The sequence below is a fragment of the Paenibacillus sp. FSL A5-0031 genome (genome assembly GCF_001956295.1).
In the GTDB taxonomy this organism is placed as follows: domain Bacteria; phylum Bacillota; class Bacilli; order Paenibacillales; family Paenibacillaceae; genus Pristimantibacillus.
Window position 1 is genome coordinate 235,692 of record NZ_MRTD01000007.1, and the last position, 11,863, is coordinate 247,554.

Annotated in this window: 13 protein-coding genes; all 13 read left to right on the top strand. The window is 48.4% G+C overall.

The genetic code is table 11. The features are described from left to right. Window positions 1-131: 131 nt before the first annotated feature. The 13 genes from remA (at window position 132) to BK120_RS14805 (ending at window position 11,858) form a co-directional block, all read left to right on the top strand. Complete coding sequence (gene remA, locus BK120_RS14740; RefSeq protein ID WP_005548256.1) at window positions 132-392, top strand: extracellular matrix/biofilm regulator RemA; 261 nt, start codon at window positions 132-134, stop codon at window positions 390-392. 13 nt (window positions 393-405) lie between these two features. Further along, window positions 406-1,023, top strand: coding sequence for a guanylate kinase (gmk, locus tag BK120_RS14745; protein WP_076268262.1), 618 nt, complete (start codon window positions 406-408; stop codon window positions 1,021-1,023). Window positions 1,024-1,039: 16 nt separating this feature from the next. After that, window positions 1,040-1,249: a DNA-directed RNA polymerase subunit omega gene (gene rpoZ / locus BK120_RS14750; protein WP_053375625.1), complete on the top strand. Its 210-nt coding sequence runs from the start codon at window positions 1,040-1,042 to the stop codon at window positions 1,247-1,249. A 267-nt stretch (window positions 1,250-1,516) separates the two neighbouring features. Further along, window positions 1,517-1,777, top strand: coding sequence for a hypothetical protein (locus BK120_RS14760; protein ID WP_076268264.1), 261 nt, complete (start codon window positions 1,517-1,519; stop codon window positions 1,775-1,777). A 24-nt stretch (window positions 1,778-1,801) separates the two neighbouring features. Continuing rightward, window positions 1,802-2,347 carry an NUDIX hydrolase gene (locus BK120_RS14765; RefSeq protein ID WP_144376759.1) on the top strand — a complete coding sequence of 182 codons (546 nt, stop codon included), beginning with the start codon at window positions 1,802-1,804 and terminating at the stop codon, window positions 2,345-2,347. A 112-nt stretch (window positions 2,348-2,459) separates the two neighbouring features. Beyond that, complete coding sequence (locus tag BK120_RS14770) at window positions 2,460-2,984, top strand: YfiT family bacillithiol transferase (protein WP_076268265.1); 525 nt, start codon at window positions 2,460-2,462, stop codon at window positions 2,982-2,984. 256 nt (window positions 2,985-3,240) lie between these two features. Further along, entirely contained in the window at window positions 3,241-4,452 is a 1,212-nt protein-coding gene (coaBC, locus tag BK120_RS14775) for a bifunctional phosphopantothenoylcysteine decarboxylase/phosphopantothenate--cysteine ligase CoaBC (protein WP_076268266.1), read from the top strand. Continuing rightward, the gene (gene priA / locus BK120_RS14780) at window positions 4,452-6,944 is read left to right on the top strand and encodes a primosomal protein N' (protein ID WP_076268267.1); all 2,493 of its coding nucleotides are present in this window, start codon (window positions 4,452-4,454) and stop codon (window positions 6,942-6,944) included. The genes coaBC and priA overlap by 1 nt, the downstream gene beginning before the upstream one ends. A 42-nt stretch (window positions 6,945-6,986) precedes the next feature. Next, the gene (gene def / locus BK120_RS14785) at window positions 6,987-7,472 is read left to right on the top strand and encodes a peptide deformylase (protein WP_218639590.1); all 486 of its coding nucleotides are present in this window, start codon (window positions 6,987-6,989) and stop codon (window positions 7,470-7,472) included. A 4-nt stretch (window positions 7,473-7,476) separates the two neighbouring features. Further along, window positions 7,477-8,433, top strand: coding sequence for a methionyl-tRNA formyltransferase (gene fmt, locus BK120_RS14790; RefSeq protein WP_076268269.1), 957 nt, complete (start codon window positions 7,477-7,479; stop codon window positions 8,431-8,433). Further along, complete coding sequence (rsmB, locus tag BK120_RS14795) at window positions 8,430-9,941, top strand: 16S rRNA (cytosine(967)-C(5))-methyltransferase RsmB (protein WP_083681973.1); 1,512 nt, start codon at window positions 8,430-8,432, stop codon at window positions 9,939-9,941. The genes fmt and rsmB overlap by 4 nt, the downstream gene beginning before the upstream one ends. A 101-nt stretch (window positions 9,942-10,042) precedes the next feature. Next, window positions 10,043-11,089, top strand: a complete 1,047-nt coding sequence (gene rlmN, locus BK120_RS14800) for a dual-specificity RNA methyltransferase RlmN (protein ID WP_076268270.1) — start codon at window positions 10,043-10,045, stop codon at window positions 11,087-11,089. 7 nt (window positions 11,090-11,096) lie between these two features. After that, window positions 11,097-11,858 carry a Stp1/IreP family PP2C-type Ser/Thr phosphatase gene (locus BK120_RS14805; RefSeq protein ID WP_076268271.1) on the top strand — a complete coding sequence of 254 codons (762 nt, stop codon included), beginning with the start codon at window positions 11,097-11,099 and terminating at the stop codon, window positions 11,856-11,858. The last annotated feature ends 5 nt before the right edge of the window (window positions 11,859-11,863 follow it).

An 11,863-nucleotide genomic window follows, 5' to 3' on the forward strand; every position in this document is an offset into this window, starting at 1 on the left:
AGTGCAGTAGTTCTGTCGGTATTTGGCAAGAACGCGAACTTGTCGTATTCACATTTATAAAATATAAAAGGTATTTGAACATTTGTAGACAGATGCACAAGGGAAGACCGTAGGCGGAGGAGGAACGAGGCTTGGCTATTAAACTTATTAATATCGGATTTGGTAATATTGTATCTGCAAATCGCATTATATCAATCGTAAGCCCTGAATCGGCTCCGATTAAAAGGATCATTCAAGAAGCGCGTGACCGACATATGCTGATCGATGCTACATATGGTCGTCGCACACGGGCTGTTATTATTACGGATAGTGATCATGTGATTTTATCGGCGGTTCAGCCAGAAACAGTTGCGCACCGATTATCCACTAAGGACGACGATAACGACGAATAGTACGGGGAGTAATATGGATAAGGGATTGTTAATTGTATTGTCCGGCCCTTCAGGGGTTGGCAAAGGAACGGTTTGTTCGGTTCTTCGCAACAAGGTTCCTGAGCTGGTTTATTCTGTGTCGGCGACGACCAGGCTACCGCGTCAGGGTGAAGTAGATGGCGTGAATTATTTTTTCAAAAGCAGAGAGCAGTTCCAAGATATGATTGCGCGTGACGCACTTTTGGAGCATGCTGAATATGTTGGTAATTACTACGGTACACCGCGTGATTTCGTTGAACGCACTTTAGAAAGCGGCAAGGATGTTATTTTGGAGATCGAGGTACAGGGAGCGCTTAAGGTGAAACAAAAGTTTCCTGATGGTATTTTCGTATTTCTATTGCCACCATCTTTGGATGAGCTGAAGCAGCGAATTACCGGACGTGGTACTGAATCTTTGGATACGATCAATAATCGCATGTCTGTGGCCGTTGAAGAAATGAATTTGCTCGGTCACTACGACTATGCGGTATTGAATGATGAGATAGATGCTGCATGCGATCGTATTCGCAGCATCATGATTGCAGAGCATTGCCGCAGAGAAAGATATTTACCTTACGTTTCGGGAATGGTTGCCGCAATTGAGAAAGCATGAGTGAGGAGAATGAACGATGTTATATCCGTCCATTGATGAAATGGTGAAAAAAGTTGACAGTAAATACACGCTTGTCGTAGCAGCTTCAAGACGCGCACGCATGCTTCGCAACGGAGACAAGTCGGAGCTTAAAAACCCGCGCTCCCGCAAGTATGTTGGTGTGGCACTAGAAGAAATTTACGGTGACATTCTCCAAGTGGAAAACCTAGCAACAAAAGAGGATTAAGATCTGTTTTATTATAGTAAACAGAACAGCGGAGTGTATACTGGAGACAGTATTACACTCCTTTTTCTTTTTTAATGCGCACAATTTTTGAAAGGAGCAAGCCTGTGGATCCCATCTTTTTTGCGATTATAATTATGGTTGTTTTCTTGTTTCTATTGTCATTTATTATCCGAGATTCGATAAACTCGTCTAAATTGACAAAGCAAGTGGAAATGCTTAATACAGAGATTCAAATGCTCAGGAAAGAAATCAAAGAGAACAAACATATTGTTGATAAGCGAGTTTGAGCAGGTCATAACGTTTCAAAGAGAGGCTGTGAGTGCGAGAATGATGGCAGATGAACAGGAGCTCCGCGAAATAAAAGAGTCATTAGACAAGCTGGATCAACAGGTCAAACGGCTCGTTGCTAAGCCTAGACGCAAACGCTCAGGATGGATGAACTTTGTTATTGGCTTTCTTATTGTGCTTGTAGGGATTGGCATGTCAGTTGGAATCTTTGAATTTCTGAAAATGATGAATAACCAATAATAGTTGATAAGGACGTACATCAAAATGAACATAAGCCTACAATCTTTTCCAACATTATCTAAAGGTATAGTATGGGGTTTGGTTGAAAATTGTTTCTCTCTTGATTACGAAGTGGCGGAAGAATCTGTTAGCAATATTAGCATCATACCTACGGTTGGCGATCAATATGTAGTCATGAAACTTGATGACGGAAGATGGGAACTTGCCGGAGGCACTCTAGAGCCGGACGAGCACCATATGGACGCCCTTGTTCGTGAAGTGAAAGAAGAACTTGGTGCAGAATTGGTTTCTTATACGTTGTTTGGCTGCTTTCAATGCCGCTCGTTTGCTGCTGAGCCATATAGGCCGCATATTCCGCATCCGCATTTTGTGCGGCTAGTCGGTTATGGCGAGGTTAATCTCGTGGAGGCACCGCTTAATCCGCCAGACGGCGAGCAAGTCATTGCCGTTGATGTCGTGGATATTGACGAGGCAGTAGGCAGGTTCGAGCAAATAGGCAGATATGATATTGCCGAGCTGTACAAGCTTGCTCATCAGTTAAGAAAAGCAGCGCTTAATCAAGCGGAATAAAACATAAATTACAGCTTGAAATGTGAATGGATTACTTAGAATTTTCTGCTGCATATGATATGATAGAAGCAGTGTTTGCAGGTGCAGGGACGAATGAACAGGAGGGAACGGAATGGACAAATTACGTTATCCAATTGGCAGGTACTCGTTCGAGGGAATGACGGTTAAGCAGCGTGAACAATGGATTGTGGAGATTGAGAAGCTCCCGGGACAGCTACGAGCAGCTTTGGCAGATTTAGATGAAGACATGTTGAATACGTCTTATCGAAGCGGCGGATGGAGCTTGCGCCAGGTAGTTCATCATTTGGCAGATGCATCGATGAATAGTTTCACACGATTCAAGCTTGCCCTGACGGAGTCCAATCCGACGATTAAGCCTTTTAACGGGGAACGCTGGGCAGAAACCGCTGACAGCCTGCAAGCATCGACAGATATCAGCTTAGCGATTGTAGAAGGTATTTATGCACGCTGGGTATTGCTGCTTCGTTCAATGAATGCTTCAGATTTCGAAAAAATGTTCTATCATCCAGAGAAGGGCAGTCAAATTGGATTAGCTTATTTTCTTGGATTTGTAGCTTGGCACGGCAAACATCATGTTGCCCAAATTACAAGCTTAAGGGAACGCAAGGATTGGTAGCACAATTCGTAATTATCAATGACAAATAAAGTTACACATTTCAAATAATATAACATGATAAGCTAGATACTTATTATGCGGCTTATCATTTTATCGCGTAACGAGCATATCTGCCATTGGGCGGCTTCTGCCGTTTGCATTTGAAATATAAAATTCGATGTTAACATATTGTGAAAGCAGTTTATATTTCATCATGAAACGGACTATTGCCGCCAAAGGATGGGTTTTGCTGTTTACGCTTGACGGGAGATACACCATGCTAAAAGGAAAAACAATTATACTCGGCATCACAGGCGGAATTGCAGCCTATAAAGGCGCAGCGCTTTGCAGCAAGCTGGTGCAGGCGGGCGTTAATGTGAACGTCATCATGACTGAATCGGCAACAAAATTTATAACGCCGCTTACGTTGCAAACGTTATCTCGCAATCCCGTATATATCGATACGTTTGATGAGAGAGATCCTGCGGTCGTTTCTCATATTCATTTGGCAGATCATGCGGATTTAATCGTCATTGCTCCGGCTACTGCTAATGCAATAGCAAAGCTAGCCGGAGGTCACGCTGATGATATGCTTAGCACAACGCTGCTTGCTGCTACTTGTCCGGTGCTAATAGCGCCAGCGATGAATGTACATATGTATGAGCATCCAGCCGTTGTCCATAATTTGGAGCTGCTGGCGTCGCGCGGCGTGATGTTTGTTGAGCCTGGCACCGGGCAGCTCGCATGCGGCTATGTTGCCAAGGGACGCCTTGCCGAACCGGAAGATATCGTAGCTGCAATCGACTCGTGGTTTAGCAAAAACGGAAAGCTAAAAGGGAAAAAATTGCTTGTTACCGCTGGTGGAACGATTGAGCGGCTGGACCCGGTAAGATATTTGACCAATGACTCGTCAGGCAAGATGGGCTTTGCAATTGCTGAGGCGGGGCTGATGATGGGCGCTGATGTAACTTTAGTTGCAGGCCGTACATCGGCAGAGCCTCCTGCAGGTGTTAAGGTCATTCGTGTGGAGTCCGCGCAGCAAATGCTTGAAGCTGTAACGAGCATCTATGACGACATGGATATTGTCGTGAAATCGGCAGCGGTAGCCGATTATCGAGCGGTGCATGTGAGCGATCAGAAGATGAAGAAAAAAGGCGAGAAGCTCGTACTTGAGCTAGAGCGTACAACGGATATTTTGGAGACATTGGGACAGCACAAGCAGAAGCAGTTTCTTGTTGGTTTTGCGGCAGAAACGGAGCAGATCGAGCATTATGCGATGGACAAGCTGCGCCGCAAGCATTGCGACCTCATCGTTGCTAATGATGTAAGCAAGGACGGAGCAGGCTTTAACGGTGATACCAATATTGTGCAAGTATATGGCGCAGAAGGACTTGTGGAGAAGATGCCGCTATTGTCTAAGCGCGAGGTTGCGAATCGCTTGCTGGAGTTGATTGCAGGGCGGCTAGTGTCTCCTGGAGGGAACGGCTAATGATTGCTAAAGTAATTGTTGACGTGCCGAGCCGCCAGACGGATCGGCCGTTTGACTATGAAGTGCCTGCAGCCTTTGAAGATTGGATTGAAGTCGGCAGCCGCGTTGGCGTTCCTTTTGGCGGCCGCGTCTTGCAAGGATTTGTCACGGAATTGTCGGAGACGACAGATGTTGCTATCAATCGATTAAAATCGATTTCAGAGCTGCTCGATCATGTTCCGCCTTTATTGCCGGATCTTATTGAACTTGCGAAATGGATGAGCGATAAATATTGCTGCTCATGGACGACGGCGCTTCAGGCTATGATTCCCGCAGCCTTGAAGGGAAAGGCAGAACGGCTGGTTGGCATTCAAGACGAAGAAGCAGCAATGGTGGATCTACCTTCAGCTATGCTGGAGTGGCTAGGCAGCAGCGGACAGCTTGTTAAACTTGAAGTGCTGCTGGAGCGTTTTCCTGAGCATGCAAAGGCCGTCAAGGCTGCTCTTCGCGAAGGTGTGCTGGTCGAACAAACCTCAATTCGCGATCGACTTGCTGTACGCAAAGTGCTGACCGTATATGTACCAGATGACGTGGAGGCTGTACGCGTACAGATGGAAGCCTTGCCTTCTCGTGCGGCTAAGCAGCGTGAAGTTCTTGCCTTTATGCTGGAGCATGGCGGACCACTGGCGCTGCAGCAGCTGCTCACTTTGGCAGGTGGCTCTGCGGCTAGTGTTCGTTCACTCGCAGAGAAAGGACTGCTTGAGCTTAGAGAGGTAGAGCAGCAGCGCGATCCTTATGCGGGTAGAGAATTTGAACGAACGACGCCACTAGAGCTGACAGAAGGCCAAGAAGATGTTTATAACCGTATCGTTAGAGCTGTTGATGCGGGCGAGCCTCAGACGATGCTGCTGCATGGCGTAACGGGAAGCGGGAAAACGGAAGTATATTTGCAGTCGATTCAATTTTGTTTGGAGCAGGAGAAGCAGGCTATTGTGCTCGTTCCTGAGATTTCGCTGACTCCCCAAATGGTTGAGCGTTTCAAAGGACGGTTTGGCGACGCAGTTGCTGTGCTTCATAGCCGGCTTTCGAATGGCGAGCGATACGATGAGTGGCGAAAAATTCGCAGCCGCCAAGTTCAGGTAGCCATTGGCGCACGTTCCGCTATTTTTGCACCTTTTGAACGAATTGGGCTTATTATAATTGATGAAGAACATGAATCCTCCTATAAACAGGAAGAAAGTCCGAAGTATCATGCACGCGATGTGGCGGTCAGAAGAGCGAAGCAGCATGGAGCGGCAGTCGTTCTCGGTTCGGCAACGCCATCGCTGGAATCCTTTGCAGCGGCAAGCCGGCCGCTATCTGGCCGTGACGAAGGCCGTGAGCCGGCATTGCTGCCAATGCCTAGCCGTGTAGGCGATAGACCGCTTCCGCCGGTTGCCGTTATCGACATGCGCGAGGAGCTGAAGGAAGGCAACCGCTCGATGTTCAGCCGATTGCTGCACAGCTCGCTTGCTGAACGGCTCGAGCGCGGAGAGCAATCGGTGCTGCTTCTAAATAGACGCGGTTACTCAACATTTGTGATGTGTAGGTCTTGCGGCTATACTGCAGCTTGTCCCCACTGCGATATTTCATTGACCTATCATCAGAAATCACGGGCGCTGCGCTGCCACTATTGCGGGCATGCCGAGCAGGCCCCAACCACATGTCCTTCTTGTCAAAGCGAGCATATTCGTTATTTTGGAACTGGGACCCAGCGGGTTGAGGAAGAGCTCTCGAAGCTGTTCCCGGGCATTCGTGTTATTCGCATGGATGTGGATACAACTACAGAAAAGAACTCGCACGAAAAGCTTCTGAAGCAGTTTGGCGAGCGTAAAGCGGATGTACTGCTCGGTACGCAAATGGTAGCGAAAGGTCTTGATTTTCCTTTTGTTACTCTAGTTGGTGTAATTGCTGCCGATACATCGCTTAATTTGCCTGATTTTCGCGCAGCAGAACGAACGTTTCAATTGCTTACACAGGTTGCGGGACGTGCAGGCAGGCATCATTTGCCAGGCGAGGTCGTCATTCAAACCTATGCTCCCGAGCATTATGCGGTAGTGACCGCTCAGCAGCATGATTACACTGCTTTTGTAAGTGAAGAGCTGCGTCATCGCAGTGCAATGGGCTACCCGCCTTATTGCAGATTGATTCTCGTTACGATGTCTCATGAGCAGCTGCCGCTGCTTTCCTCCATTAGCGAGCGGTTTGCTTCTGATTTGCGAGAATTAGCGGAAAATGAAGGCGTCCTTATATCTCTAAGCAGTGGTTTTGGTAGAGCGCTCGAGGTGCTTGGACCAGTAGCTTCGCCGATTTCTAGAATGAAAGATCGCTACCGTTTTCAATGTGTGATAAAATATCGTGGGAGTATCGATGCATCGGCCCTTGTTCGCAAGGCACTCGTCCCGTTTACGGATGGACCGCCGCAGCGCCAGGTGCAATTCAGTATTGACGTAGATCCACAAGTTATATTATAAATAGCTATTACTATTTTAATGAACGTAAAGGAAGGGAATACTATGAGTATCCGTATAATTGTAAAAGAGCCAGATCCGGTATTGCGGGAAGTGGCGAAGGAAGTAACGAAATTTAATGCAAACTTGCAAAAGCTGTTAAAAGATATGGCTGAAACGATGTACGATGCTGAGGGAGTAGGACTTGCTGCGCCTCAAATCGGCATTTCGAAGCGCGTTATTGTAGTAGATGTGGGCGATGAGAATGGTTTGGTCGAGATGGTTAATCCTGTCATCGTAGAGCAAGAAGGAGAGCAGCTTGGTCCTGAGGGCTGCCTTAGCATTCCGAATCTTAATGGCGACGTGCTTCGTGCTGATCGCATTGTGGTAACCGGACAAGATAGCAGCGGACAGACGTTTACCGTTCAAGCATCTGGTTACTTCGCTCGCGCGTTCCAGCATGAAGTTGATCATTTGAACGGCATTTTGTTTACCGATTTGGCGGAGAGCATCTACGACATTTCGGAAAGAGCTAGAAAAGGCGGCGAATAGCTTCATGCGTATCGTATTTATGGGAACGCCAGAATTTGCCGTTCCCTCTTTGAAGCTGCTCCTTGAGCAGCAATATAATGTTGTCGCTGTTGTAACACAGCCTGATCGGCCGAAGGGCCGCAAAAAAACGCTGACGCCGCCGCCTGTAAAGGAAGCGGCGTTGTCGCTTGGGCTGCCAGTGCTCCAGCCTGAGCGCATGCGCAGTGCAGAGGCGGTTGCATTGGTTGCTGAGATGCAGCCGGATCTGATTGTAACAGCAGCCTACGGCCAAATATTGCCGAAGGCGCTGCTGGAAATTCCTCGACTTGGATGCATCAATGTGCATGGCTCGCTGTTGCCGAAATATCGCGGCGGCGCGCCTATACAGCGTTCGATCATTAATGGCGAGAGTTCAACCGGCGTAACGATTATGTATATGGCAGAAGGACTGGACACGGGCGATATGATTAGCGTCGTGGAGCTTCCAATTACCGATGAGGATACATCGGGCACGATGTTTGAGAAGCTGAGCATCGCAGGTGCTGAGCTGCTCGGCAAGACGCTTCCTGCTATCGTTGCGGGAGAAGTGAAAGCCGAGCCGCAGCAGCATGAGCAAGCAACCTATGCACCGAATTTGACCCGCGATGATGAACGAATTGATTGGACAAGACCTGCGCGTGCCATCTTTAATCAGGTGCGAGGTTTGTCGCCAATGGCTGGCGCCTTTACGTACTTAAACGGAGAAGTATTCAAAGTGTGGAATTGCGGAGTTCCTTCGGCAGCTACAGCGGCTAATGCTGCTGCTGAGCCAGGGACCGTAGTTGCAGCAGACAGCAGCGGCATTCACGTTCAAACGGGTGAAGGCGTACTAGTGCTGAAAGAAATTCAGCCCGCTGGAAAAAGAACGATGACCGCAGCAGATTGGCTTAAGGGTGCACGATTAGAAGCGGGCACACGATTAGGAGATGGTGGAGCAGCATGACGGAAAGTACACAAAAACCAAGTCCAAATCGCAATAGCAGCAACCGGGCAAAAGGAAAATCCGGAGCGAAAGCAGGTCATAAACGACCTGCTGCCGGCGGACAGACTGCTCAAAATAACCAGCAGCCGGGACCGCGCAAGGTGAAATCTCCGCGTGAGCTGGCAATGGACACATTAGTAAAGGTCGCACAAACCGGTGCATACAGCAATTTGCAGCTTAATCGCACATTGCAGGATGCTGGTTTGCAGAGAGCGGACGCTGGGCTTGTTACCGAGCTTGTTTACGGCACGATTCAGCGACAAGTGACGCTTGATTACTGGCTTAGCCGCTTTGTATCCAAAGGGCTGAATAAGCTTGAGCCTTGGGTACATCAGCTGCTTCGAATGAGTGCTTATCAGCTTTTGTACTTAGACCGCATTCCGGCACATGCTGCTGTGAATGAAGCGGTTACGATTGCAAAGAAACGCGGACATTCCGGTATTTCAGGTATGGTTAACGGCGTGCTCCGCAGTATCGATCGCGGACGAGCTGAGCTGCAGCCAGCTGAAATTAAACATAAAGATCCAATTATGCAAATTGCGCTGCGGCATTCCTATCCAGAATGGCTCGTAAGCCGCTGGGCTGCGGCATACGGTTATGAGCAGGCAGAAGCTATCTGCGCTGCGGGCAATGAGCATCCGCATACAAGCGTTCGCGCTAATACACTAAGGGGCAATCGTGAAGAGGCGATCGAGCTTCTAAAAGCAGCTGGATATGACGCTGAGCCTTCTGTCATTGCTCCTGCAGGAATTACGATTAATCGCGGAGGCAATCTGGCAGATACGGACGGATTCCGGGAGGGTGTTTGGTCGGTACAGGATGAAAGCTCCATGCTGGTAGCTGAAGTTGTAGCGCCAAAAGCCGGCATGCAAGTGCTGGATTGCTGCGCGGCACCAGGTGGAAAGAGCGCGCATTTGGCAGAACTGATGGGCGGCAAAGGCAAGGTGTGGGCGAATGATTTGCATGCGCATAAACGTGATTTAATTGTGACGCAAACCGAGCGCTTGAAGCTGCGCAATGTTGAAGCGATTACCGAAGATGCTCTCAGATTAGGCGAGCGCTTCAAGCCGCAATCGATGGATGCCGTGCTGCTTGACGCACCATGCTCTGGATTCGGCGTTATTAGACGCAAGCCGGAAATCAAATGGACCAAAACCGCAGGTGATGTATCGGATATCGCTGCCATTCAACAGCGTTTATTGCATTCATTATGTGATTTAGTGCGCCCTGGCGGTGTGCTTGTTTATAGCACATGTACGATAGAGAAGGAAGAAAATGAGCAGCAAGTAGCTCGGTTTCTGCAGGAGCATCCTGAATTTGAATTGGATCGCAATTGGCCAGAGGCTATCGTTGATCAGTTGATGAAAGCTGGAGCCATCGATGAGCATTTTAACGGTCAAGCTCAGCTGCTTCCACAGCATTTTGACAGTGACGGATTTTTCATAGCAAGGATGGTAAAGCGTCCATAATCGCTGCTTATGGCTGAACATGGGCGTTTGTGGTAAAATAAATCGATGGCGGTGTTCAGCTTCTATGAGCCGTCCTACTATAAAGGTACAGGTGTGATGAAATGAAACCATGCATATATGACTACACGCTCGAACAGCTTCAACAATGGATGACAGATAATGGTGAGCCGGCATTTCGCGGCGGACAGCTGTTTGATTGGTTATATGTGAAGCGGGTAAAGAGCTTTGAAGATATGTCCAACCTATCGAAAGCCCTTCGCGATAAGCTGGAGGAGAACTTCCAAATTATTACGCTTAATGAGATTACAAAGTTTGAATCGAAGGACGGAACCGTGAAGTTTCTATTCGGACTTCATGATGCCCACGCGATTGAGACTGTTATTATGCGCCATAACTACGGCAACAGTATTTGTGTAACGACGCAGGTCGGCTGCCGAATCGGCTGTACGTTTTGTGCTTCGACGCTTGGCGGCTTGAAACGCAACTTGACTGCGGGCGAGATCGTAGCGCAGGTTGTTACAGCGCAGATGATGCTTGATGCTACCGGAGAACGTGTATCCAGCATCGTTATTATGGGTTCTGGGGAGCCGTTCGAGAACTATGATGCAACGATGGCTTTCTTGCGTATTATGATCCACGAGAAAGGCCTTAACATCGGTCAGCGTCACATTACGGTTTCGACTAGCGGCATCGTGCCGAGCATGTACAAGTTTGCCGAGGAAAATACACAAATCAACTTGGCACTATCGATCCATGCGCCAAATGATGCGCTTCGCTCAAAGCTAATGCCGGTTAACCGTCGTTTTCCTTTTGCTGATGTAATGGCAGCTTGCCATAACTATATTGCGAAGACTGGCCGGAGAATAACATTTGAATACGCCTTGATCGGCGGTGTTAATGATCAAGCTGAGCATGCGCAGGAACTGGCAGACGTGCTGCAAGGAATGTTGTGCCATGTTAACTTGATTCCTGTAAACCATGTCCCTGAACGCAATTATGTTCGGACTCCGCGCGAGGACATCTTTGAATTCCAGCGTGTACTTGAGAAAAATAAAGTGAGTGTAACGATCCGCAGGGAACAAGGGCATGACATTGCAGCTGCATGCGGCCAATTAAGAGCAAAACATATGGAGTCTCAGGCGAGGTGATGATTGATTGTTAACGGCAAACCGCAGTGATATTGGACGGGTTCGTCATGTCAATGAAGACCAATCATGGGTAAGTCAACTGAATAATGGAGTAACGCTTGCCATCGTAGCTGATGGCATGGGCGGCCATCAGGCTGGAGACGTTGCAAGCCAGAGGGCAGTTGACGCTTTCCGAAGCATGCTGGAGAAAAGCGCCGCTAAAGAGGACTTGTCTCTGCAAGAAGGAAAAATGCTCATAAGGCAAGCGATTTCGCAGGCGAATGACGCTGTCTTTGAGCTTGCTTCCCAGAACGAGCAGTATCGGAATATGGGTACTACGATTGTGGCCGCTTTAGTGAAACAGGACAACGCTATTATTGGCCATGTGGGAGACAGTCGCGCTTACAAGATTACCGAGGGCGTCATTACACAATTAACGAATGATCATACACTTGTGAATGAATTGGTCAAGTCTGGCCAGCTTAGCGCAGAGGAGGCTGCTCACCACCCAAGGCGCAACGTACTGACTCGTGCAGTTGGTACGGATTCTCAAGTTGAAATCGATGTTCAAGCGGTAGAGTGGTCCGCACAGGACGTGCTGCTGCTGTGCAGCGATGGATTATCAAATATGGTGAGCGATCAGGAAATGCTGCAAACGGTCACGACGGATCAACTTGAGCTGGATGCAAAAGCTGATCATCTCATTTCGCTTGCGCTGCAAGCAGGCGGGGACGACAATATAACTGTCGTACTTCTCCAAGAAGCAGCTGGCACGAATCGAGAGGGGTGACAAGG

Bases quoted from the DNA above. Each gene is read 5' to 3' on its own strand.
- gmk (WP_076268262.1), top strand. From the start codon at position 406: ATGGATAAGGGATTGTTAATTGTATTGTCCGGCCCTTCAGGGGTTGGC.
- rpoZ (WP_053375625.1), top strand. From the start codon at position 1,040: ATGTTATATCCGTCCATTGATGAAATGGTGAAAAAAGTTGACAGTAAA.
- BK120_RS14765 (WP_144376759.1), top strand. From the start codon at position 1,802: ATGAACATAAGCCTACAATCTTTTCCAACATTATCTAAAGGTATAGTA.
- BK120_RS14770 (WP_076268265.1), top strand. From the start codon at position 2,460: ATGGACAAATTACGTTATCCAATTGGCAGGTACTCGTTCGAGGGAATG.
- coaBC (WP_076268266.1), top strand. From the start codon at position 3,241: ATGCTAAAAGGAAAAACAATTATACTCGGCATCACAGGCGGAATTGCA.
- priA (WP_076268267.1), top strand. From the start codon at position 4,452: ATGATTGCTAAAGTAATTGTTGACGTGCCGAGCCGCCAGACGGATCGG.
- def (WP_218639590.1), top strand. From the start codon at position 6,987: ATGAGTATCCGTATAATTGTAAAAGAGCCAGATCCGGTATTGCGGGAA.
- fmt (WP_076268269.1), top strand. From the start codon at position 7,477: ATGCGTATCGTATTTATGGGAACGCCAGAATTTGCCGTTCCCTCTTTG.
- rsmB (WP_083681973.1), top strand. From the start codon at position 8,430: ATGACGGAAAGTACACAAAAACCAAGTCCAAATCGCAATAGCAGCAAC.
- rlmN (WP_076268270.1), top strand. From the start codon at position 10,043: ATGAAACCATGCATATATGACTACACGCTCGAACAGCTTCAACAATGG.